This is a genomic window from Streptomyces thermocarboxydovorans (assembly GCF_039524635.1).
Classification (GTDB): Bacteria; Actinomycetota; Actinomycetes; order Streptomycetales; family Streptomycetaceae; genus Streptomyces; species Streptomyces thermocarboxydovorans.
Genome location: NZ_BAAAGU010000054.1, coordinates 24,169 through 46,307, shown reverse-complemented (window position 1 = coordinate 46,307; position 22,139 = coordinate 24,169). Strand labels below are relative to the sequence as shown.

The window sequence follows — 22,139 nt, the reverse complement described above, 5'->3', positions numbered from 1 at the left end:
GCGCCGTCCTCAAGCGTGCCCTCCCACCGGCCGCCGTCCTCGTCGTCCTCGCCGCTGTCATCTTCTGGCTGACCCGGTAGGCGAAGAGTCCGTGAAGGAGATCCTGGACGACCTCGACCGATGGCGAGCCCAGGGCAAGAGGGTCGCCATCGCACGGGTGATCGACGTCGATGGCAGCGGCCCCCGGCTCCCGGGTGCGGCCATGGCCGTCAGCGAGGACAGCGAGGTGGCGGGTTCGGTCTCGGGCGGGTGCGTGGAGGGCGCGGTCGTGACCGAGGGCCTTGAGGCCATCTCGTCCGGTGACCGCACCGTCGTGACGTTCGGCTACAGCGACGACGACGCCTTCGCCGTGGGCCTCACCTGTGGGGGCACGATCCACCTCTACGTCGAACCGCTCGACTGGTGGACGCTCTACGACGAGGTCCGCCGACTGCAGCTCGACAACACGCCGTTCGCGCTGGCCACGGTGATCAAGGGGCCGAACACCGGCGCAAAGCTGCTGGTTCGCCACGACGAGACCGTCGAGCCGGTCGGTTCCCTGGGTGACCCGGACCTCGACCGCGTCGTCGCCCTCGACGCCCGCTTCGGGCTGGCCGCGGGGACGACCGCAGTACGGCACTACGGCGAGCACGGCGATTCCTGCGGGAGCACGGTGTCTGTGTTCATCGAGTCGTTCGTGCCGCCCCCCCGCATGCTCATCTTCGGGGCAGTCGACTTCACCGCCGCGCTCGCCCGGGTCGCCAAGGTTCTCGGCTACCACGTGACGGTGTGCGACGCCCGACCTGTGTTCGCCACCCGGAAGCGGTTCCCGATGGCCGATGCGGTGGTCGCCGAGTGGCCGCACCGGCTGCTGCAGGAGGTCGGCCCCACGCTCGGCCCCCGCGACGCCGTCTGCGTGCTCACGCACGACGCCAAATTCGACGTGCCGGCCATCGTCACAGCCCTCGGCACCGACGTCGGCTACCTCGGCGCGATGGGCTCCCGGCGGACCCACGCGGACCGGGTCAGGCGACTGAAGGAGGAAGGCGTCGACGACGCCGCCATCGCCCGGGTCCTGGCACCCATCGGCCTGGACCTCGGGGCGCGGACACCCGAGGAGACCGCCGTCTCCATCTGCGCCGAGATCATCGCGGCCCGCGCCGGGCGCACGGGTGCGGTGGGGCCGCTCCGCGACGGGCACGGACCGATCCACGCATGAGCGTGGCGCCGGGCCCGAGCGTGCCGGCCTCCCAAGCGGTCGTCGGCATCGTGCTCGGGGCGGGCGCGTCCACCCGGCTGGGGCGCCCCAAGCAGCTGCTCCCGCTGGGCGACACCACGGTGCTCGCCCGGGTGGTCGCTCGCGTCGAACGCTCCTCGCTCGATCGTGTCGTCGTGGTGGTGGGCGGTGGTGGCGACGACGTCGTCCGGTCGTTGCATCCCGGACGGGCGCGTGTCGTGCGTAACGACGCCTACGGCTCCGGGTGCGCGTCCTCGCTGCTCGCGGGCCTCGACGCGGCCGGCGAGTGCGCTGCTGTCATGCTCCTCCTCGGCGACATGCCGGAGATCGACACAGCGGTCATCGACGAACTTCTGGTGCGCTGGCGGGCAATGCCCAGCTGGGCGGCGATCACCAGCTACCGGGGCCAGTTCGGCCATCCGTTCATCTTCTCGGCCGACGCCTTCGCGACCCTGCGGGGCCTGCACGGCGACAAGGCGGTGTGGAAGATCGTCGACCACGCGCCTCCGGACCGCCTGCAGCGACTCGCGGTGGACCGGCCGCTCCCCCGTGACATCGACACATGGGAGGACTACGTCGAGGTGTGCGCAACCCTCGGCGTGCCCGTCGCCCCGCGATCGGAGTAGTCACAGGCCGGGCACACCGTCCATGGCTCGGCCCACCCGCGTCTGAGCTGCCACCCAGCACCGCGTCAACACCTGAACGATTACTTAGGTGTCCGCAAAAAGACTTGATGGAAATGCGAAATGTCTCCGGTCATCATGGGGACATTCCGATACACCCCATCGTCAGGAGGAAACATGACGGAACGCTGGGGCGCCGGGGTCATTCCCTACGCCGAAATGGGTTACTGGCAGCCCGACTACGAGCCGAAGCCGACAGACGTTCTCGCAGCGTTCCGCATCACGCCGCAGCCGGGCGTGCCGCCCGAGGAGGCCGGCGCCGCGGTGGCGGGCGAGTCCTCGACGGCCACGTGGACGGTGGTGTGGACGGACCGTCTCACGGCGTACGACCACTACCAGGCCAAGTGCTACCGGGTGGATCCGGTGCCGGGCACAGAGGGCCAGTACATCGCTTACATCGCGTACGACCTCGACCTGTTCGAGGAGGGCTCGATCGCGAACCTCACCTCGTCGATCATCGGCAACGTCTTCGGGTTCAAACCGCTCAAGGCGCTGCGGCTCGAGGACATGCGAATCCCGCCGCACTACACCAAGACGTTCCAGGGTCCCCCGCATGGCATCGTGATGGAGCGGGAGTACCTCAACAAGTACGGCCGCCCGCTGCTGGGTGCGACGGTGAAGCCGAAGCTCGGCTTGTCGGCGCGCAACTACGGCCGGGTGGTGTACGAGGCCCTGCGCGGCGGTCTGGACTTCACCAAGGACGACGAGAACATCAACTCGCAGCCGTTCATGCGCTGGCGGGACCGGTTCGTGTTCTGCATGGAGGCGGTCAACCGGGCGCAGGCGGAGACCGGTGAGATCAAGGGCCACTACCTCAACGTCACCGCGGCGACCATGGAGGACATGTACGAGCGCGCCGAATTCGCCAAGGAGCTCGGCAGCGTCGTCGTGATGATCGATCTGACGGTGGGTTACACCGCGATCCAGTCGATGGCGAAGTGGGCCCGCCGCAACGGGGTTCTGCTGCACCTCCACCGCGCCGGCCATGGGACATACACCCGGCAGAAGACCCACGGCGTCAGCTTCCGGGTCATCTCCAAGTGGATGCGCCTGGCCGGTGTCGACCACATCCATGCGGGCACGGTCGTCGGCAAGCTCGAGGGCGACCCCAATACGGTGCGCGGCTTCTACGACACGCTGCGGCTCGACAAGGTCGACCCCGACCCGGTGAAGGGCCTGTACTTCGAGCAGGACTGGGCCTCCATGGCCGGCGTCATGCCGGTCGCGTCCGGCGGCATCCACGCCGGGCAGATGCACCAGCTGCTGCACTACCTCGGCGAGGACACGATCCTGCAGTTCGGCGGCGGCACGATCGGCCACCCCATGGGCATCGCCGCCGGCGCCGCAGCCAACCGCGTCGCACTCGAGGCGATGATCAAGGCGCGCAACGAGGGCCGGGACTACCTCGCCGAGGGTCCGGACATCCTCCGGGCCGCGGCGAAGCAGAACCGCGAGCTCGAGGTCGCGCTGTCCACGTGGGGCGACATCACCTTCAACTATGAGTCCACCGACACGCCGGACGTCATCGCGACCCCGACGACGGCCTGACGGCTGGGAGGAACAGCATGCGGATCACCCAGGGCACCTTCTCCTATCTGCCCGACCTGAGCGACGAGGAAATCGAGAAGCAGATCCAGTACGCGCTGGACAACGGCTGGCCGCTGTCGGTGGAGTTCACCGACGACCCTCACCCCCGCAACAACTACTGGGAGATGTGGGGCCTGCCGATGTTCGACCTGAAGGACGCCGCCGGCGTGATGTACGAGGTCAACGAGTGCCGGAAGGCGTACCCCAACCGCTACGTCCGGGTCAATGCCTACGACGCACGGCTGGGCCGGCAGACCACCGCGCTGTCGTTCATCGTCAACCGGCCTGCCGAGGAGCCCGGTTTCCGGCTTGACCGGCACGAGATGAGCGACCGTCGGATCCAGTACACGACGCACGCGTACGCCACCGACAGCCCGGCCGGCCGGCGTTACGCCCCCAACCAGTGAGGCGACGTTGCACATGACCGGTGCAGACAACGAGCGTCCGGTCTTCGGGATGCGTCCGTCCGCGCCCGGCCTGGTGCCCGGAGCGGACGGGCCGCCTGAGCCGCCGGATCCGGCCGAGCTGATCCTGCCCGAGGACGCGACCGTCGACCTCAATGCGGAGCGCCGGGACTCGGGTGTCGACGAGGTGCTGGATGCGCTGGACAGGGACCTGGTCGGGCTGCGCCCGGTGAAGACCCGCATCCGGGAGATCGCAGCGCTACTGCTCGTCGACCGGCAACGGGCACGGTTCGGCCTCTCGGCCAGCCGCCCCAACCTCCACATGTCCTTCACCGGCAGTCCCGGCACGGGGAAGACCACGGTGGCGCTGCGCATGGCCGAGCTCCTCAAGCGGCTGGGCTACCTCGAGCGCGGTCATCTGGTCGCGGTCACCCGCGACGACCTCGTGGGGCAGTACGTCGGACACACCGCGCCCAAGACCAAGGAGGTCCTCAAACGGGCGATGGGCGGCGTGCTGTTCATCGATGAGGCCTACTACCTGTACCGGGCGGAGAACGAGCGCGACTACGGGCAGGAAGCCATCGAGATCCTGCTGCAGGTCATGGAGAACCAGCGCGACGACCTCGTCGTCATCCTCGCCGGGTACAAGGACCGGATGGACACCTTCTTCCAGTCCAACCCGGGAATGAGCTCGCGGATCGCGCACCACATCGACTTCCCCGACTACACCCTCGACGAGCTGGCGCAGATCGGCGAGCTCATCGTGGGCGAGCAGCGCTACGCGCTGTCCCCAAAGGCGCGCAGCACCTTCCGGGACTACCTCGAAAGACGCCGCGAGCAGCCGCGGTTCGCCAACGCCCGCAGCGTCCGCAACGCCGTGGAGCGCGCCCGGCTGCGGCACGCCAACCGGCTGGTCGACCGCGGCGCCGAACCGCTGTCGAAGGACGATCTCATACGGCTGGAGCCCGAGGACTTCCTCGCCAGCCGGGTGTTCTCCACCGAGCCGGCCGAAGCGGGTACTTCCAGCGGATCACGCGCACCAGGCAGGAGTTGATGCGCGTCGGGAGGGAATACAGCCCCTCCTGACGCGCACATGAATGATCAGGGCCCGGCCCGGTCCTCACCGCCGACCCCGCCGGGCCTTCATCACTGACGCCGCGCGGCCGCCGATCCCCCTCCCCGCGGGCCTGCGGCGCGGAGGCAGCGACCCGTAGTTGTTGACATGTATGCGAACGGCGGCCATCCATGCCTGAGATGACGCACAACCAGCATCTGTTTTCCCATGCCTTCGTTCCCCTGCTGGCCTACAGCACGGCCTGCATCGGTTCCGCTCTCGGCCTGGGCTGCGCGGGGCGTTACCGTGCCAGAGGCCTCCCGGACGGCCTCGGATGGCTCGTCGGCGGGGCCTTGACACTCGGCTCCGGGATCTGGGGGATGCACTTCATCGCCATGCTCGGGTTCACGGTCGATGGAGTCACCGTGCGGTACGGCGTCACCCTGACCATCGTGAGCTGGGTGCTGGCCGTCCTGACCGTGGGAGTCGGCATGCTCATCGCGGGGCGCGACGGAACTACGCTCTCCCTCGTGTGCGGTGGCCTCGTCTCCGGCCTTGGAGTGGCTGCCATGCACCACCTAGGCATGGCAGCCCTGCGGGTGCCTGGATCGATCAGCTATTCGAGGGATCTGGTCGCACTCTCGATCGTGATCGCGATCGTCGCCACCACCGCGGCGCCGCCTGCGGGCCGCCTTCTTCGCCGCGTGGTACGCGGTGAGCCCGGCGTCGGCGAGCGCGGCCACGTCCGCCGGAGCGAGTCCCGGGTCGAGCCGGACGACCGCGCGGGCGTTGGTGCGCAGGTACTCCGCGAACCCGCCGTCCGCGTCGATGCCGGGGACGATGCTCGCCGCGCAGTGCACGTCGTCGCCGCGCCGGCAGGCCGCGCACAGCCCGCAGGTGACCAGCGGATGCAGGATGACGGGGTCACCGGGTGCGAGACCGGTGACCGCCGCGCCGACCTCAGCCACCCAGCCCGCGTTCTCGTGCCCCTGGATGTACGGCAGGGCCACCCCGCTCTTGGCCGCCCACTGGCCCTCGATGATGTGCAGGTCGGTGCGGCACACCCCGGCGCCGCCGATCCTGACGATCACGTCGAGGGGCCCGGCGACCACCGGGTCGGGTACGTCGTCGAGTACCGGGGTGCGCTCGTAACCGTGCAGTCGTACGGCCTTCATGCCGTTGCCTCCTTTCTGCCGCCGCCCGCTGCCGTATCGCAGTCGTCCGGCCCGTAGCGGGTGACCAACAGGCTTTCGCAGACCTGGGTGTTGGCCTCGATGCCGACGCCCGCAATACGACCCCGACGCAGGTGTCCCTCCAGCGCCACGGTGGGCACGGCCTTCCCCGCGTCGTCCGCGAACAGCGGGGCGCCGGGGTCCGCCGGCAGGCCCAGCAGCGAGCGGCGCTTGCGGACCGTGACCGTGAGGCGCTCGGGCAGGTCCCCGAGGACCGCGTCGCCGAGTTGTCGCAGGGTCCAGCCGCGTTCCAGGAGCCGTCGGCCGAGCCGGGCCTGCGCGGCGAGGTGCCCCTTGCGCAGGAAGACGGCGCGCAGTTCCTGCATGCGGTCCGGATCGGCGAGGCCGGGGAACCGTCGGCGAAGGTCTTGCCGCAGCCCACGCCCTCGTTGATCTCGTCGGAGGCGAAGTGGTCCTCCAGGATCACCCGGCATTCCCCCGCCCAGGAGAGCCCGGCCAGCGCGCGCCGGGCGTCCTCCACCATCAGCCAGGCGAAGTTGGGGGCGCAGAAGTAGGTGGGCAGCCGGAGTCTGGCCTCCACCGAGCCGTCGGAGCCCACGCTGACGGATCGCACGAAGCCCAGGTCGGTGATGGGCCGGTCGAGTTCAGGGTCGAGCACCGCCGCCAGTGCCGCGTTGACGGCGGTGACCCGGTCCACCGCCTCGGTGACAGCGGTCATGCCGCTGCCGCCGCGTCGGAGGCGGGGACCTGCGCGCTTTCGGGGACCTTCAGGTCGTACAGCCGCGCGTGGTTGAGGCCGAGGATCTTGCGCTTGACGTCGGTGGTGAGGACGCCGTACTCGGGCTGGAGGTCCTCGGGGATCTGGAAGTCGACGAACCGTTCGATGAGCCACTTGGGGCTCCAGATCGCGTAGTCGCTCCCGAACACGATGCGGTCCTCGTCGAGCCAGTACAGCAGTTCGCCGATGATCTGGGCGAAGTATCGGGGGCGGGTGTGGATGAACGGCATCACGACGGACAGGCCGGCGTAGACGTTCGGTTCCTGGGTGGCGATCCAGCAGAAGTCGTCGAGACGGGGCAGCCCGGAGTGCTCGACGATGAAGTTCAGGCCGGGGAAGGCGCTGGCCGCGTGGTCGATGTCGGCGACGTCGAAGGCGTCCCGGTTCAGCGGCCAGATGGTGGGGCCCTTGTGGACGTGGATGTTGCGGATGCCGAGCCGCTCGCACAGCGCCAGATAGTCCTGGGCCTCCGGGTCGGACAGCTTCCAGCCCTTGGAGGAGCCACGCCACTCGGCGGTGTAGAGCTTGACGCCGCGCAGGTTCCACTCGGCGTGCAGCTCCTCCAGGCGCTCCAGGCCCGCCTCGCCCTCGCGCGGGTCGAAGGCGCCGTTGACGATCAGCCGGTCGGGGTGCTTGCGGGCCAACGCGCCGTTCCGCTCGATGGTGTTGAAGCCCTCGCGGTAGAACTCGCCGAGATACGTCGGCTGGAAGATCGCCCAGTCCGCGTACCCGGTGTCGAAGATGTCGTGGATCAGGTCCTGCTCGCTGTACTTGCGGAACTTCTCCAGCGGCCAGACCCACTCCTACGGGCTGAGGTTGCGCTGGTAGTCGTAGAAGCAGCGGATGAAGCCCTCGCCGTACTTGTTGGCGATGTTCTCCTCGCTGGCGTCCCAGAAGTGGATGTGCCCGTCGACGATGAAGTAGTCGACGCCGTCCTTGCGGTACATGACCGGTTGCCTGCCTTCCTGCTGAGTGCGGCTGCGCCCGTGGCGGTCAGCCGACGGGGACAAGGTCGAAGTCGATGTACTCGGCCGCGTCCTCGGGGTTGGCGAAGAGGATGGTGCGGTCGTCGAGGTGGACCATCCGGCCGTAGTGGGTGGACATGATCTCCTCGAAGTCGCTCACCCCGAAGTCGAAGCCGAGGGCGTCGGAGATCTCCTCGAAGTCGAAGGTAAGCAGGCGTTCGCCGTCCACCCGGATCAAGGATGGGTAGTCGGTGACGGTGACGTGCTCCTTGGTGCGCATCACGTCGGCCACGACATGGCCGTTCTGGTTGTTCATCAGCGTGACGCCGCACCGGTTGGAGGAGCTGCGGTCGGAGGAGAAGGCGGAGGAGGGCTTGGTGTTCACCGCGGGTCCCTTCTGCGGAGGCGACGGAGAGGCCGAGGCCGTCCATGAGTCGTACGAACCGGTCCTTGGCCCGGTCGAGACTGTCCTCGAAGCGCAGGACCTTCTCGTCGGCCTGCGACCACAGCGGCTGGAGGCGGCGGGCGGCGTCGAGAGTGGGCGGCAGCCACTGGGACAGCCAGCGCTCCGCGGTGGCGCGGTTGGCCTCGCCGTGCTTCTCGTCGCCGAGCAGCAGCTCGAACAGGGCGCGGGTCCAGCGCAGGTCGCGGTCGTAGTCACCCTCGCCGGCGCCGATCACGGACGGGGTGGTGAAGTCGCCGTTGCGGGCGGCGATCTGCATGACCAACTGGCTGCGGAACAGTTCGCCCACGAGCGGCTCGAAGACGAGGTTGGTGGCGAAGGCGGCCTCCGCCCAGTCCTGCACAGCGGTCAGCCGCTCCACCGTCTCGCGCACGCCCTGCCAGACCGGGTCGCTCTGCCACGCCTGGATGTGCGCGGAGCCGTCGAAGGAGGGCAGTTCCTCCTCGATGTCCAGGTTGTAGAGAGCGAGGTCCTGGGCGAAGCGGAGCTTGTGGGTGCCGTTGACCGCGAGGGCGTTGTTGATCATGTTGGTGGGGGCGGACCGCTGGATCGCCACGAACACGTGCATGCCCAGGCCCTGTTCGGCGTGCATCCAGGCGTCGACGTTTCGCTCCACGAAGTGCGTCCAGGTGGGCGTCCACTGCTGGTAGGCGTCGGCCTTGCGGGCGTTGGCGAGGTTCTGCTGGATCTGCCGCACGACGTTGGCGTTGTTGCGGAAGATCGTCTGCTCCCACTCCTCGTTCGGGTCGCGGAAGCGGTGCCAGTCGCAGGAGCGCTGCTCGGTCCAGTCCTGCGGGTAGCCGGAGGATCCGTCGGCGAAGCCGTAGATCCAGCCCTGGAGCAGGTGGCGCTCCGGGTCCGGCTGGACGTCGAAGGTGACGTCCTCGTACATGGTGGCCCGCATCTTCTGCGGCTTGTAGTAGGTGAACGCCCGGCTGCCGGAACTGGGGAAGACCAGTGCTCCCGCCTCGGCGTCGGTGAACTGCGGCTTGGGGAAGCTGCGTTCCCCCTTGACCAGTCCGTCGGCTTGCGTGGTCATGCGTACGGCTCCTCGCGTCGGTCGGGTGAAGTGAGGTTCGGTACTGGGTGATCAGCTGCTGGCATGTCAGGTGCCGGTGGACGTGGTGAACTTGTCCAGGAAGATCCGTTCCTCGGGCATGCCTTTGCCGGTGAGCAGTTCCATCGCGGCGTCGCACATCGGCGGAGGTCCGCACAGATACGCGTCGGCGCTCGACAGGTCGCCCTCGTGCCGGTCGACGACCTCGGTGATCAGCCCCTGCTCGTAGCTGCCCGAGGCGGCCTCGGAGAGGGCGGGCACGAACGCGAAGTCCGCCAGTCCGGACCCGAGTTCCGCGATCTCGTCGAGGGCGAACAGGTCCCGCTCGGTGCGCGCCCCGTAGTAGAACCGGATGCGCCGGGTGCTGCCGGTCGCGGCCAGGCCGCGCAGCTGGGCCATGATCGGGGCCATGCCGGCGCCGCCCGCGAGCAGGATCAGGTCGCGGTCCGGCGCGTCGCGCATCACGCAGGTGCCGTACGGGCCTTGACCGTGAGCGGGTCGCCGGGGCGCAGGGCGCCGTTGAGCATCCCGGAGAGCCTTCCGCCCGGGTAGCGCTTGATGATGAACTCCAGCTTGCCGCCCGGCCCCTCGGCGGGCAGACCCGCCATGGAGAAGGATCGCCACTGGTCTGTTCCGGGCACCTCGATGTCCACGTACTGCCCGGTCCGGTAGGGGAGTTCGTCGGCGGGGTGGACATCGAGCACGAGTCGGGTGATGTCGTGGCTGAGGGACTGCACGGCGGCGACCGTGGCGCGGGCCTGGCGGGGCGGGATGCCGGAGAGCAGCATCTCCTCGTCGTAGTTGATGAGTTCGACGCTGAGATCGCCGTAGGCGTGCGTCCGACAGAGCAGGACGTACCCCTCCTCACTCTCGTAGTCGGCCGGCGCGAAGGTGGAGTAGCGCTCCATCTGCTGGTCGCCGTCGAGCGGGAATGACTTGCAGGAGGAGCACTGGCCCTCCTTGCAGCCGTGCATGAGACTGACGCCCTGGCGGAACGTGGCGTCGAGTACGGTCTCGTCCTCGTCGGCCTCGATCTCGATGCCGACCGGTTCGAATCGGATGCGGTGCTTGTCGCCCACAAAGACCAGCCTTCCGGGAGGGGGTTCGGCAGGGTCGCGCCGCACCTGGTGGTGCCCGCGACGGCGGCGCGCCCCCGCTGTTCCCTCCCTGGCGGTAGGGGGCAGGGTTTCGGCCCCTGGCGGTACGGGTCGGAGCATCGACGGGGTGATGTTGCTGCGGCTGCGGTAGTCCGCGACGTGCGCCTCGCGCTCCTCGTCGGACATCTCGTTGAGCGACACGTTGGGGCTGATGAAGGTGTTGCCCCGGATGTCGTCGAGCGTCCACGGCTTCTTCGGGTCGTCGAGGTCGAGGTGCGGCTGCGGGACGAGGGTCTTGCCGTCGTCGCGCACGTAGCCGAGGTCCTTGACGATGTCGGCGAGGTCTTGCCCGTGGTAGCAGGTCTCCCACTCGCGCTTGCCGGTGAGCCGGCCCATCGACGGGGTGGCCCGCCCCTCGTACTCCGGCCTGAACGCGGTGGTGTCCGTCCACGCGCAGGTCTCGGAGCAGTAGGTGCGCCACTGGCCGTCGACCTTGTCGACCACCATGTCCTGGCGGACCAGGCACGGCACCATGCACGTCCAGCAGCGGTGCGGGTACTGGTAGCCGACCTCCTCGAAGGCGATCGGCTTGTTGGCACCGGGGTGCTTGAGCCGGTTGTACGCCTCCCACCAGGCGCCGTACTCCGCGTACCAGCCCGGGTACTTGGACTCGAACCACTCGAAGTCCAAGGCAGCCGGGCCCAGGCCAGCCGGGCCCAGGCCGCCCTCTGATCGCAGCGCACCGGAACCGCTGGTTCACCGGGCAAGTACTACCGAGGGCCGCGCGCCGTACGGCGCGCGGCCCTTCACGTCATGGTCCATTGAGCGTTACCGGGCCATGGACCGCGGCCCTGCCAGGACATAGTCGGGGTCCGCTTCGCACACGCAGCGTGGCAGTACGTCGGATCGTGCGGAGTCGGCACATTCGGAAGCCGGAACAGCTCGTCGCCCAGGCACGCGCCGCTCTCGCCGAGGAGCCCGGCCCCTGGGCGGCCTTCACCCGCTCCTGCCGACGCGCGCTCGGCCCAGGGTGCGGGCGCTCCGCTGTTCCCCTGGTCGGCGGCCGGCTGCCGGCCACGGACGAGATCGTGGCCGCCGCCGCCCACCTGCGGGCCGCCCTCGATGACCTGGTGGACGGCGCGCACCGCGCAGGGTACTGCGCACCGACTTCAGCTCCGCCGATATCCCGCTGCTGCTCGAACACTGCGGGTGCCGATAAAGCATCCGCCCAGTTCGCCCAGGAACGAACCAAGATCAGCGGGTCAGGTGAACGGCCCATGTTAAACGCCAAGGTTAGCCGCTGTTATTCAGAAATCGATGAAGGCTCTCAATGTGTCCAGGGCCAACTTGTCCGTTGCGGCACTCTCACCGGACAGGCGGTGCACGAGGATCCAGCCCTGCGGTGTGGCGCCGGCGAAAACGGAGGCGTCGCGTGTCGCGCCGTCGTGCCACAGCATGCGCCCTGCTTTCTGCCAGGCTGGCGCCGGCTCACCGAGTTTACGGTCGACAAGCAGATCGGTGACGAGGCGGGCGGTGGCCCGGGGGGTGGCCCACAGCCCCCCGGCGGGAAGGATCGCGCCGGTCATAGTCCAGGGGCGCCGCGTTCGTCCGAACAGCCCCCGGCGGCACAGTCGTCTGTCGGACGGCGGTCGGCGGCGACGTCGGTGATGCCGAGCGGGCTGAGGAGGTGGCAGTGCAGAGTTCCTCGTACGGGGTGGCGGTGGCCGCGACCAGAGCGGCGCCAAGGAGGGCGTATCCGAGGTTGGAGTATTCCTCGATGCTGCCCGCAGGAGCCGTGACCAGGGTGTCGAGGTGACGTACAACCGAATCCAGGGCCTTGGCGTCGAAGCCCGCGTAGGGGTCGCGCCCGCGGATCCCGGGAGGCAGTCGGGGAAGGCCCGAGGTGTGCTCGGCAAGGTGGCGCAGGGTGATTCCCGTGCCCCTGGGAGCCGGCAGGAACAGTTCCAGCGGATCGTCAAATCCCAGAATGCCGCCGTCGGCCAGGGCGGTCAGGACGGTCGCGGTGAGCGTCTTGGTCAGGGAACCGATCTGTACGAACAGGTCCGGGCTGTGGCCGTGGAGGATCTGGGGTGCCTGGAAGCTGCTGAGTATGCAGGTGGGAACTCGGGTCATGATGATCTTCACCCGTGTGTTCGGGGCAGTGTGCATGCCGCTGTGCCGCCGGGCATGCGATGCCGGTGGGCGGCGATCTGGCGGTAGACGAGCCGAGCGGTCTGCTTGATGGCGGGCATGCGCAGGAGCCGGCCTGCGGCCCGGTAGCGCAAGCGCGGGGACGACGCGAGGTAGGCGCCGAGTGCCTGCGCTCCGGAACTGGTCACCCCGGTCCCTTCGAAGAGGAGCACCTCCCTGTCGAGGCGTTCTCGGTGTGGCCGGGTGACGTGGTCGGGCAGGGCCTGCCACGGCGTGGCCTGTATTCGGGGCCGGGCATGGCGTTGCAGGCGGGCGATGGTCGCCTGGCAAAAGGCGCAGTCACCGTCGAAGCCCAGGATGGGCGCGTCGGGACTGCCGGGTGCCGAGGGGGCGATGCGCACAGGCTTTTCCTCGTCTCCGTGGTGTGTCAACTGCGTGTGAGCCAGAGTTCGAGCAGGGCCTCCCGCTCGCGTGACCGGAGGACCCTGACGGGCCGCGTCTGTTCCCACCACTCGGTCATGATGGCGGACGTGGCGGCGCCCTGGGTGAAGCGGCTGATCAACTGGCGTGAGAGAGCAACTTCGCGGTGGGAGTAGGCGACGGCGGCGCTTGAGTAGACGGGTGTTTGGAATGTGCCGTCCGGCGTGGTGAGGGACACGGTCATCTCGGTGGGGCTGCTCGGCACCCAGGCGTCCAGGGCCGCAGCGGCGAAGCTCGCGGCATGGATGGCCCATCGTCGCGCTGTCGAGCGGACCGGGACTTCGGTGACCTCGAGGCCGGCAATGTCCGACCATGCCCAGCTACACGGGTGCGGGCCGGTGACGCGGGGCCCCGACGGCGTGAGAATCACGTTGGGAGCCGGTGCCATGGCCGGAGCTCCCACGTATACGCCGTCCGATGCGACCCAGAACAGTCCCACCGTTGTGCCGTCGGCTGGTTGAGGGGGAACAGTTGATTCCATTTCCTGGCTGTCTCTCCTACGTCGACTTGGTGGAACGAGCTTGCCCGGCGTCTGGCACCGACGCTTCGTTTCTAGTCACGGGTGCCTGGATGGTCACGCGGACTCCTCGGTGAGCGCGCCTTCCAAGGCGTGATCTTTCCGCTCCTGTCTGTGCCGCGCGCGCCGGCTCAGCCGGACGGCCAGATCACTGACTGTGGAGACCGCCCTGCCGAGTTCCTTGTCGAGGAAGACGAGGTCGCAGGCGATCATCGTCAAGGCGAAACCGGTCAGGCCCATGAACAGCGCGATGGCGATGTGGAAGCTGATCGACATGGTGGCGGCCCAGGGGCGCAGTGCGGGCACCAGCACGCCGAGAGGGAAGTAGACGAGGAAGAAGACGGTGATGTACGTCCCAGCGACGACCAGGAAGTCGTTGTCGTAGACGAGGTGCGAGACGCCGGGAAACGTGAACTCCGGCACGCGTAGCACGTAGAACAGGGCAGTGCCGTCCTGCCACATCCGTCCCTGGACCTTGTACAGGCCGCTGACTGTCAAGCCCCGGGTTTCGTGGAGAGTCGGTTAGCTGGTTTTCAGGGGGTGGTCTGGGGTGCGGGTGATGCTGCGTGGAGAGCCTCGTACTCGGCGGGCGGGGTGTGGTCGAGCTCGCCGTGGAGCCTTCGCTGGTTGAACCAGTCGACGTACTCGGCGACGGCGATCTCGACGTCGTTGATGCCGGTCCAGGGGCCCTTGTTGCGAATCAGCTCGGCTTTGAACAAGCTGTTGAACGCCTCGGCGAGGGCGTTATCGTACGAATCGCCCCGAGATCCGACCGAGGCGACCGCGGCGGTCTCTTCCAGGCGCTCGGTGTAGCGGATGGCACGGTATTGCACGCCGCGATCGGAGTGGTGCACGAGTCCGGCCAGGTCCGCACCATCGCGTCGGCGTCTCCATATCGCCATCTCCAGGGCATCCAGGGCGAGTTCGATGTAGAGGCTGGTGGATACCTGCCAGCCGACGACCATCCGGGAGAACACGTCGATGACGAACGCGGCATACACCCAGCCGGAGTGCGTCTTGATATAGGTGATATCGGCCACCCACAGCTGGTTGGGCGCGTCGGCGGTGAACTCGCGGTTGACCAGGTCGGCGGGCCGGCCCGTTTCGGGCGCGGGCCGGGTGGTGCGCGGGCTCTTGGCCCGGACCACGCCGCGCAGGCCGTCCGCGCGCATGAGGCGCTCGACCGTGCAGCGGGCCACCGGACGTCCCTTGCGCCGCAGGGCGGCGTGGATCTTGCGGGCGCCATAGACGCCGTAGTTGTCGCGATGGATCACGCGGATCTCCTCGGTCAGCTCCCGGTCCCGGACGGTGCGGGCGGCTTCGGGGCGGGTGTGGGCGGCGTAGTAGGTGCTCGGCGCGATCGCGGCGTCCGTGTCCTTCAGGGCATCGCAGATCGGCTGGACGCCGAACTCCTCTTTGTGGCGGTCGATGTAGGCGACCTTCAGCGCAGTGGACGGTCCAGCTCCGCGGCGAAGAAAGCCGAGGCGGACTTCAGGATCGCGTTCGCCCGCCGCAGTTCCTTCACCTCCCGCTCCAGCTCCGCGATCCGCGCGGCCTCCGCGCTCGTGGTGCCGGCCACGACACCCGTGTCGATCTCCGCCCGCTTCACCCACCCACGCAGTGCCTCGGGGTGTACGTCGAGCTGGTCGGCGACGCGCTTGATCGCACCGGCCCGGCCGGCCGGGTCCTTGCGAGCCTCGACCGCCAGACGCGTCGCACGCTCACGCAGTTCATCGGGGTACTTACGGGGAGCAGCCATGATCGGCATCCTTCCGGGTCTTGATGATCTCCATCAAACCCGGGTCGATTCAGACCATGTACACCAGGCACATCTGGGAGGCGATGGCCACGACTCCGAGGTTGTGCAGCGGCGTCACCAGGGAGCGCATTCCTGGGCCGGGCCGTGACCTACCTGGCCGCGGAGCGCGGAGTGCGGCAGTTCCTCGACATCGGCACCGGACTGCCGACCGCGGACAACACCCATGAGATCGCCCAGCGGATCGCGCCCGACGCCCGGATCGTCTACGTCGACAACGACCCGATCGTGCTGGCGCACGCCCGCACCCTGCTCACCGGCACCCGCGACGGCGCCACCGACTACATCGACGCCGATGTGCACGACCCCGACGCGATCCTGAGGCGGGCCGCGAACACCCTCGACCTCGACCGTCCGGTCGCGGTGATGATGCTGGGCATCCTCAACTTCGTCCTCGACACCGCCGAGGCCCGTGACATCGTGCGCCGGGTCATGGCCGCGGTGCCCTCCGGCAGCTTCCTGGTGCTCACCCACCCGACCTTCGACCCCGAGGTCGGCGGTGAACTCCAGGTCCCCGCGATGGAGTTCTGGAACAAGAACGCCACTCCCCCGATCACCGCCCGCAGCGGCACCGAGATCGCCGCCTTCTTCGAGGGCCTGGAACTGGTGGAGCCGGGCCTGGTGTCCTGCTCCCGGTGGCGTGCCGCCTCCGACTCGGCCGTCGTGGTACCGCAGTACGGGGCGGTGGGCGTGAAACCCTGACCCCGCTCCGGCCGGGTCCGCGCCCCGCACGGGGCCCGGGCACCGGCCGGCCGCCGGGTGTACGACCGGCTTCACCGCAGTCCCGCACCGTCGAAAGTATGATCAAGCAATGTCTGACATGACCGAGACCACGCCGGGCTGGCTGACCTCCGACGAGCTGGAGTCGGCCCGCGCCCGCATGCCGATCCTGTACGTCGAGGCCGTTCCGGTGCGGGTGGACGACAGCGGCGAAGTCACCAGCGTCGGGCTGCTGCTGCGCATCGGCCCCGACGGAACGGTCAGCCGGACGCTCGTCTCCGGCCGCGTCCTGCACCACGAGCGGGTGCGCGACGCCCTGCTGCGGCACCTGGAGAAGGACCTGGGCCCGGTGGCGCTGCCCCGCGTGCCGGCCTCGCTCCAGCCGTTCACGGTCGCCGAGTACTTCCCCACGCTGGGCGTCACCCCGTTCCACGACCCGCGCCAGCACGCGGTGTCGCTGGCCTACATCGTGCCGGTGACGGGCGACTGCCGGCCCCGGCAGGACGCGCTGGACCTGGTGTGGTTCAGCCCGCAGGAGGCCGTGTCGGAGGCGGTGCAGAGCGAGATGCCGGGCGGGCACGGGGTGCTGCTGAAGCAGGCACTGGCGCACGCGGGCTGCGCGATCTGACCACGGCACGCGCCCGGCTCAGGTTCCGGTCTTCTCCGGGTGCGTGAGGTTGGTGCCGGTGGCCGGGTCGAAGACATGCGCCTTGCCCATGTCCACCCGCAGCACGATCGGCGCGCCCTCGCGGGCACGGGTGCCGGCGTTCACCCGCGCCACGACCTGCTGTGCGCCCCCGGCGCCGGTGTCGCGGGCGCCCGAGTCGGTGGCCAGTTCGTCCAGCTCGGCGGTGCTCACCGGTCCGCCCTCGGCGCTGAAGTAGACGTACGCGTCCGAGCCCAGCGACTCCAGCACGTCCACGGTGGCGGTGACGGTGGGGCCGCCCGTGTCCGGGGCGAGGGCGATGTCCTCGAAGGCCTCGGGACGCAGCCCCAGGATCATCTCGCGGGGCGCCTTCTGCCGCTCCAGCGCCTGCCGCGCCGCGTCCGGCAGCGGCAACTCGCCGAGCGGTGTGCGCAGCCGGCCCGCCTCCAGGGTGGCGTGCACGAAGTTCATCGCCGGGGAGCCGATGAAGCCGGCGACGAACAGGTTGCGCGGGTGGTCGTAGAGCTCGGCGGGGGTGCCGACCTGCTGGACCACGCCCTGCCGCATCACGACGACGCGGTCGCCGAGGGTCATCGCCTCGGTCTGGTCGTGGGTGACGTACACGGTGGTGGTGCCCAGGCGCCGCTGCAGCCGGGAGATCTGGGTGCGCATCTGCACCCGGAGCTTGGCGTCCAGGTTGGACAGCGGCTCGTCCATCAGGAACGCCTTGGGGTCGCGCACGATGGCCCGGCCCATGGCGACCCGCTGGCGCTGGCCGCCGGAGAGGTTCGAGGGCTTGCGGTCCAGGAAGTCGGTGAGGTCGAGGATCCGCGCGGCCTCCTCCACCTTGGCGTCGATGGTCGCCTTGTCGACCTTGGCCAGGCGCAGCGGGAAGCCCATGTTCTCCCGCACGCTCATGTGCGGGTAGAGGGCGTAGCTCTGGAACACCATGGCGACGTCGCGTTCCTTGGGCGGGAGGTCGTTGACGACCCGGCCGTCGATGCGCAGCGTGCCCTCGGTGATGTCCTCCAGCCCGGCGATCATGTTGAGCGTGGTGGACTTGCCGCAGCCGGACGGGCCGACCAGGATCACGAACTCGCCGTCGGCGATGTCCAGGTCCACTCCCTGCACGGCGAGGGATCCGTCGGGGTAACGCTTGCTGACTCCCTCGAGGACGATCTCGGCCATGGGGGGCGCCTCCTTGCCTTCGGACTCATCCCTTGACCGCGCCGGACGTGAGGCCGGCGACGATCCGCCGCTGGAAGAGCAGGACGAACACGATGATCGGGATGGTGATCACCACGGCGGCGGCGGCGATCGACCCGGTGGGCTGCTGGAACTGGGAGCTGCCGGTGAAGAACGCGATCGCGGCCGGCACCGTCCGGGCGGACTCGGTGGAGGTCAGCGAGATCGCGAAGAGGAAGTCGTTCCAGCAGAAGATGAACACGAGGATGGCGGTGGTGAACACGCCGGGTGCCGCGAGCGGCACGATGACCAGGCGGAACGCCTGCGCGGCCGTCGCCCCGTCGACCTTGGCCGCCTTCTCCAGGTCCCAGGGGATCTCCCGGAAGAACGCCGACAGGGTGTAGATCGCCAGCGGCAGCGAGAAGGTCATGTACGGGATGATCAGGCCGGGCCAGGTGTCGAAGATGCCGATGATGCGCTCGATGTTGAACAGCGGCGACACCAGGGAGATCGGCGGGAACATGGCGATGAGCAGCGACATGCCGATCAGCAGCCGCTTGCCGGGGAACCTCAGCCGGGCGACCGCGTAGGCGGCCATGGTGCCGAGGCCGACCGCGATCACGGTGGCGATCAGGGCGATGCCGATGGAGTTGATCAGGGCGCGGGTGAACTCGGACGTGTCGAAGATGCCCTTGTAGTTCTCCAGGGTCCAGTCGGTGGGGATGTAGCTGCCGTCGGTGAGGGTGCTGGGGTCCTTGAACGACAGCGCGGCGATCCACCACACCGGGAACAGGGCGTACAGCACCACGACGACATTGACGATCGCCCATCGCGTGGCGTGGGTCTTGCCGACGGCGGCCATCAGCGCTTCACCTCCGCGCCGGGTGCGGCGGCGCCGAACAGCTTGACGAAGGTGAAGGCGATGATCCCGACGCAGATGAAGATCAGGACCGAGATCGCCGACCCGATGCCGAGGTTCAGCGCGGTGAACAGGTTGTCGTAGCCGAGGATGGACACGGAGCCGGTGTCCTGGGCGCCCGCGGTGAGGATGTAGATGTTGTCGAAGATCCGGAAGGCGTCCAGGGTGCGGAAGAGCAGCGCCACGAGGATGGCCGGTTTCATCAGGGGCAGCATGATCCGGACGAACCGCTGCCAGGCGGTGGCGCCGTCGACCATCGCCGCCTTCAGCGTCTCCTCGGGGACGAGGGCGAGGCCGGCGAGCAGCAGCAGCGCCATGAAGGGGGTCGTCTTCCACACCTCGGCGAGGATGATCAGCCACAGGGCGGGCCACTGCTCGGTCAGCGGGGCGTCTCCCTCGGGCAGCAGTTCGGCGAGGTAGCCGAGGTCGGGTGTCCAGGCGTACTGCCAGGAGAACGCGGCGACGACGGTGACGATGCCGTACGGGATGAGGATGGCGGTGCGGACGGTGCCCCGCCAGAAGAGGGTGCGGTGCATCACCAGCGCGAGGCCCATGCCGAGGACCAGTTCGATGGCGACGGACACGCCGGTGATGAACAGCGTGACCCAGAAGGCGTCCCACCAGAACGACGAGGACAGCACGGCCCCGTAGTTGTCCAGGCCCACGAACTCGGCCCGGCCGGGGAAGCGCAGGTCGTAGCGCTGGAGGGACAGGTAGACGGCGTATCCGATGGGGTAGGCGGTCACGGCGAGCATGACGATCACGGCCGGCGCGCACAGCAGCCAGCCCAGGCGCCGCTCCTGCCGGGCACCCTCCGAGAGCGCCTTGCCGCGCGGTGGGCGGTCGGTCACGGGATCACACCCTCGGATCGCAGGGCCTTGTCGATCTGGTCCCGGATGGTCTCCACGGAGCTCTCCGGTTCGATCTCGGAGGGCGGGGAGAGCGTGTGCGAGACGGCGATCGACACGTTCTGGTAGGCGGGGGTCCGGGGCCGCACGCTCGCCGTCTGCAGCGCGGTCAGCACCTCCCGGTGGAAGGGGTACTCCTTCTGGAACGCCGGCTCGTCGTACAGGGCGCGCAGGGTGGGCGGCAGGCCGCCCTCGAGCGCCGCGGTGAGCTGGTTCTCCCGGTTGCGCAGGCACAGCGCGGCCTCGAAGGCGAGGTCGGGGTGGCGGGAGTAGGAGCTGACGGCGAGGTCGATGCCGCCGATGGTGGTCCGGGTGGGCCGTCCGGCGTCGACGCGCGGGTAGGGCGCCCAGGCGAAGTTCTTGAACAGCTTCGGGTTGTTCGCCTTCATCGAGGGATAGACGAACGGGTAGTTGAGCTGGAACGCGGCCACTCCCGCCTCCATGGCGAGGCGGTTGGCGTCCTCCATCTGGTTGGGCAGCGAGGGGTCGGCGGCCGGGGAGTTCGCGAGCTCCCGCATGATCGAGGCGGCGCGGACGGCCGGGGCGCCGAGCGAGGGCTCGGTGGCACTGGCGTTGAGGATGGAGCCGCCCGCGCTGCTGATGAGTGTGTTGAACCAGACGGTGAGGCCCTCGTACTGGGCGCCCTGGATCTCCACGTAGTGCGGCTTGCCCTGCCGGGCCAGTTCGCGGGACATCTCCAGCATCTCCGCCCAGGTCTTCGGCGGGGTTGGCACCAGGTCCTTGCGGTACCACAGCAGCTGGGTGTTGGTGTTGTACGGGACGGCGTACAGCTTGCCCTTCCAGGTGGCCGTCTGGATCGGCACCCGCAGGGTGCCCTCCATGGCCTGCCGCTTCCGCTCGCCGGTCCACTCGCGGACCCAGCCGGCCTCGGCGAACTCGGCGGCCCAGGTGACGTCGAGGCCGAGGATGTCCATGGAGTCGTCCTCGGCGGCGAGGCGGCGGACCAACTGCTGGCGCTGGCCGTCGGCGGCGCGGGGCAGCTTGTTGTAGACGATGCGGTAGCGGCCGCCGGAGGCCTGGCTGCACCGGTCGGCGGCCTTCTGCAGGGCGCCGGAGTCATCCGGGAAGTTGTACCAGTTGATGGTGCGCCGGCCGCCGGAGTCCTCGTCGTCGCCGCAGGCCGCGAGCGTCGCGGCCAGCAGCGTCAGCGCGACGACCGCCCGCATCCGCCGCGCCCTCCTGGGGCGTCCGCACCTCGCGTGCACGCGCTCCACACCTCGCTTCCGGGACGGCGGCGCGGGTGTGAGACCCCGCGGTGCTGCTTACCCGGCGAACGTTAAACAGGACAAAGCGCAACATCAAGTGCAAGACCGAAGGATTCGCCCGAATGCCCCCCCCGGGGCATGCGCGTGGTCAGCCCGCGGAGCCCCCGGGCACCACCAGGCCGGTCTCGTAGGCCACGACGACGGCCTGGGCGCGGCTGTCCAGGTCGAGCTTGGTCATGGTGCGGTTCAGGTGGGTCTTGACCGTCGCCTCGCTGATGAAGAGCTGCTCGGCGATCTCGGTGTTGGACAGTCCGCGCGCGGTCAGCCGCAGCACCTCGCGCTCCCGTGCGGTGAGCGCCTCCAGGGACGCCGGGGAGTCCGGCACCGGCTCCGCGCGCTGGACGTAGGCCTCGATGAGCCGGCGGGTCACGCTCGGGGCGAAGAGCATGTCGCCGCGTGCCACGGCGTGGACCGCCTCCAGCAGCCGTTCCGGTCCGGTGTCCTTCAGGAGGAAGCCGGACGCCCCGGCGCGCAGCGCGGCGTACACGTACTCGTCGAGGTCGAAGGTGGTGAGCACCAGCACGCGCGGCAGGCCGGGCTCCTGCTCCGGGGTCCCGGGTCCGGCGGCGGCCTCGGCGAGGATGCGCTCGGTGGCGGCGATGCCGTCCATGCCCGGCATGCGGCAGCGGGCCCAGAAGTGGCCGTAGCACTCGGAGTTCCACGCCCAGCGGTGCGAGCTGATGCCGTTGTTGACTCCGGCGCCGCTGCTGAACTTGTCGTCGCTGAGGTTGCTCGCGTAGTACTCGGAGCGGGCCAGGCAGCTGTAGCCGCCGCCCCAGTCGGTGCCGGTGCCGTTGTAGACGGCCACGGCCATGCCGGAGGTGCCCTTGTTCAGCACGGAGCCGGCCTTGTTGGTGTCGCCGCCCTGGAACGGGCCCGAGCCGTTGCCCCAGTTGGAGTCGTTGCCCGAGGCCTTGCCCAGGAAACCGACGCAGTTGATGCCGTCATAGGCGTAGAAGTAGCCGGAGGTCGCGCCGTACCAGGCGTCCTTGCAGGTGTGGACGGGCTGTGCGG

General features: G+C 69.1%; 22 protein-coding genes and 6 pseudogenes. 8 read left to right on the top strand and 20 right to left on the bottom strand.

Annotated elements, in window-relative coordinates:
• Window positions 1-91: 91 nt before the first annotated feature.
• From ABD198_RS23740 to ABD198_RS30780, 6 genes and pseudogenes are all read left to right on the top strand, one after another.
• A complete protein-coding gene (locus ABD198_RS23740) occupies window positions 92-1,198 on the top strand; it encodes an XdhC family protein (protein ID WP_344005463.1) in 1,107 nt (368 codons plus the stop codon).
• The gene (locus tag ABD198_RS23735; RefSeq protein WP_344005461.1) at window positions 1,195-1,842 is read left to right on the top strand and encodes a nucleotidyltransferase family protein; all 648 of its coding nucleotides are present in this window, start codon (window positions 1,195-1,197) and stop codon (window positions 1,840-1,842) included. The genes ABD198_RS23740 and ABD198_RS23735 overlap by 4 nt, the downstream gene beginning before the upstream one ends.
• Window positions 1,843-2,016: 174 nt before the next feature.
• Window positions 2,017-3,447 carry a form I ribulose bisphosphate carboxylase large subunit gene (locus tag ABD198_RS23730; protein WP_344005459.1) on the top strand — a complete coding sequence of 477 codons (1,431 nt, stop codon included), beginning with the start codon at window positions 2,017-2,019 and terminating at the stop codon, window positions 3,445-3,447.
• Window positions 3,448-3,464: 17 nt separating this feature from the next.
• On the top strand, window positions 3,465-3,893 hold the full coding sequence (locus ABD198_RS23725; RefSeq protein WP_344005457.1) for a ribulose bisphosphate carboxylase small subunit: 429 nt from the start codon (window positions 3,465-3,467) through the stop codon (window positions 3,891-3,893).
• A 13-nt stretch (window positions 3,894-3,906) separates the two neighbouring features.
• Window positions 3,907-4,944: a CbbX protein gene (cbbX, locus tag ABD198_RS23720; protein ID WP_344005455.1), complete on the top strand. Its 1,038-nt coding sequence runs from the start codon at window positions 3,907-3,909 to the stop codon at window positions 4,942-4,944.
• A 191-nt stretch (window positions 4,945-5,135) separates the two neighbouring features.
• Window positions 5,136-5,561: pseudogene (locus tag ABD198_RS30780) on the top strand (MHYT domain-containing protein); the annotation flags it as partial.
• Here ABD198_RS30780 and ABD198_RS23715 read toward each other — a convergent pair.
• The 15 genes and pseudogenes from ABD198_RS23715 to ABD198_RS23645 form a co-directional block, all read right to left on the bottom strand.
• A complete protein-coding gene (locus ABD198_RS23715; protein WP_344005453.1) occupies window positions 5,523-6,119 on the bottom strand; it encodes an alcohol dehydrogenase catalytic domain-containing protein in 597 nt (198 codons plus the stop codon). The pseudogene ABD198_RS30780 and the gene ABD198_RS23715 sit on opposite strands and share 39 nt — an antisense overlap.
• Window positions 6,116-6,502, bottom strand: coding sequence for a hypothetical protein (locus ABD198_RS23710; protein WP_344005451.1), 387 nt, complete (start codon window positions 6,500-6,502; stop codon window positions 6,116-6,118). The genes ABD198_RS23715 and ABD198_RS23710 overlap by 4 nt, the downstream gene beginning before the upstream one ends.
• A gap of 119 nt (window positions 6,503-6,621) precedes the next feature.
• Window positions 6,622-6,855: pseudogene (locus ABD198_RS23705) on the bottom strand (iron-sulfur cluster assembly protein); the annotation flags it as partial.
• Window positions 6,852-7,703: an amidohydrolase family protein gene (locus tag ABD198_RS23700; protein WP_344005473.1), complete on the bottom strand. Its 852-nt coding sequence runs from the start codon at window positions 7,701-7,703 to the stop codon at window positions 6,852-6,854. The pseudogene ABD198_RS23705 and the gene ABD198_RS23700, both read right to left, overlap by 4 nt.
• A gap of 15 nt (window positions 7,704-7,718) precedes the next feature.
• The gene (locus ABD198_RS23695) at window positions 7,719-7,862 is read right to left on the bottom strand and encodes a hypothetical protein (RefSeq protein ID WP_344005449.1); all 144 of its coding nucleotides are present in this window, start codon (window positions 7,860-7,862) and stop codon (window positions 7,719-7,721) included.
• Between the two features lie 46 nt (window positions 7,863-7,908).
• Window positions 7,909-8,265, bottom strand: coding sequence for a propane 2-monooxygenase effector subunit MimD (gene mimD, locus ABD198_RS23690; protein WP_344005448.1), 357 nt, complete (start codon window positions 8,263-8,265; stop codon window positions 7,909-7,911).
• A gap of 277 nt (window positions 8,266-8,542) precedes the next feature.
• Window positions 8,543-9,235, bottom strand: a pseudogene (locus ABD198_RS23685) (ferritin family protein); the annotation flags it as partial.
• A gap of 213 nt (window positions 9,236-9,448) precedes the next feature.
• Complete coding sequence (locus ABD198_RS23680) at window positions 9,449-9,862, bottom strand: ferredoxin reductase domain-containing protein (RefSeq protein WP_344005471.1); 414 nt, start codon at window positions 9,860-9,862, stop codon at window positions 9,449-9,451.
• Window positions 9,862-11,187, bottom strand: coding sequence for an FAD-binding oxidoreductase (locus ABD198_RS23675; RefSeq protein WP_344005446.1), 1,326 nt, complete (start codon window positions 11,185-11,187; stop codon window positions 9,862-9,864). Before ABD198_RS23675 ends, ABD198_RS23680 begins: the two co-directional genes overlap by 1 nt.
• A gap of 617 nt (window positions 11,188-11,804) precedes the next feature.
• Window positions 11,805-11,954, bottom strand: coding sequence for a hypothetical protein (locus ABD198_RS23670; protein ID WP_344005444.1), 150 nt, complete (start codon window positions 11,952-11,954; stop codon window positions 11,805-11,807).
• A gap of 40 nt (window positions 11,955-11,994) precedes the next feature.
• Entirely contained in the window at window positions 11,995-12,642 is a 648-nt protein-coding gene (locus ABD198_RS23665) for a serine hydrolase domain-containing protein (protein WP_344005442.1), read from the bottom strand.
• A complete protein-coding gene (locus tag ABD198_RS23660; protein ID WP_344005440.1) occupies window positions 12,639-13,049 on the bottom strand; it encodes a thiol-disulfide oxidoreductase DCC family protein in 411 nt (136 codons plus the stop codon). The genes ABD198_RS23665 and ABD198_RS23660 overlap by 4 nt, the downstream gene beginning before the upstream one ends.
• Window positions 13,050-13,075: 26 nt before the next feature.
• Window positions 13,076-13,516, bottom strand: a complete 441-nt coding sequence (locus ABD198_RS23655) for a hypothetical protein (RefSeq protein ID WP_344005438.1) — start codon at window positions 13,514-13,516, stop codon at window positions 13,076-13,078.
• 186 nt (window positions 13,517-13,702) lie between these two features.
• On the bottom strand, window positions 13,703-14,143 hold the full coding sequence (locus ABD198_RS23650; protein ID WP_344005436.1) for a hypothetical protein: 441 nt from the start codon (window positions 14,141-14,143) through the stop codon (window positions 13,703-13,705).
• Between the two features lie 35 nt (window positions 14,144-14,178).
• Window positions 14,179-15,404: pseudogene (locus ABD198_RS23645) on the bottom strand (IS3 family transposase).
• Window positions 15,405-15,500: 96 nt separating this feature from the next.
• Here ABD198_RS23645 and ABD198_RS23640 point away from each other — a divergent pair.
• Both ABD198_RS23640 and ABD198_RS23635 read left to right on the top strand, forming a co-directional pair.
• Window positions 15,501-16,163 (top strand): annotated as a pseudogene (locus ABD198_RS23640) (SAM-dependent methyltransferase); the annotation flags it as partial.
• A 118-nt stretch (window positions 16,164-16,281) separates the two neighbouring features.
• Entirely contained in the window at window positions 16,282-16,809 is a 528-nt protein-coding gene (locus ABD198_RS23635; protein ID WP_344005469.1) for an NUDIX hydrolase family protein, read from the top strand.
• An 18-nt stretch (window positions 16,810-16,827) separates the two neighbouring features.
• Here the strand turns inward: ABD198_RS23635 and ABD198_RS23630 are convergent, their stop codons facing one another.
• From ABD198_RS23630 to ABD198_RS23610, 5 genes and pseudogenes are all read right to left on the bottom strand, one after another.
• Entirely contained in the window at window positions 16,828-18,015 is a 1,188-nt protein-coding gene (locus ABD198_RS23630) for an ABC transporter ATP-binding protein (RefSeq protein WP_344005434.1), read from the bottom strand.
• Between the two features lie 25 nt (window positions 18,016-18,040).
• Window positions 18,041-18,874, bottom strand: coding sequence for a carbohydrate ABC transporter permease (locus ABD198_RS23625; RefSeq protein WP_344005432.1), 834 nt, complete (start codon window positions 18,872-18,874; stop codon window positions 18,041-18,043).
• Complete coding sequence (locus ABD198_RS23620) at window positions 18,874-19,782, bottom strand: carbohydrate ABC transporter permease (RefSeq protein WP_344005430.1); 909 nt, start codon at window positions 19,780-19,782, stop codon at window positions 18,874-18,876. Before ABD198_RS23620 ends, ABD198_RS23625 begins: the two co-directional genes overlap by 1 nt.
• The gene (locus ABD198_RS23615) at window positions 19,779-21,026 is read right to left on the bottom strand and encodes an ABC transporter substrate-binding protein (RefSeq protein ID WP_344005428.1); all 1,248 of its coding nucleotides are present in this window, start codon (window positions 21,024-21,026) and stop codon (window positions 19,779-19,781) included. Before ABD198_RS23615 ends, ABD198_RS23620 begins: the two co-directional genes overlap by 4 nt.
• A 187-nt stretch (window positions 21,027-21,213) precedes the next feature.
• Window positions 21,214-21,747: pseudogene (locus ABD198_RS23610) on the bottom strand (LuxR C-terminal-related transcriptional regulator); the annotation flags it as partial.
• Window positions 21,748-22,139 lie beyond the last annotated feature (392 nt).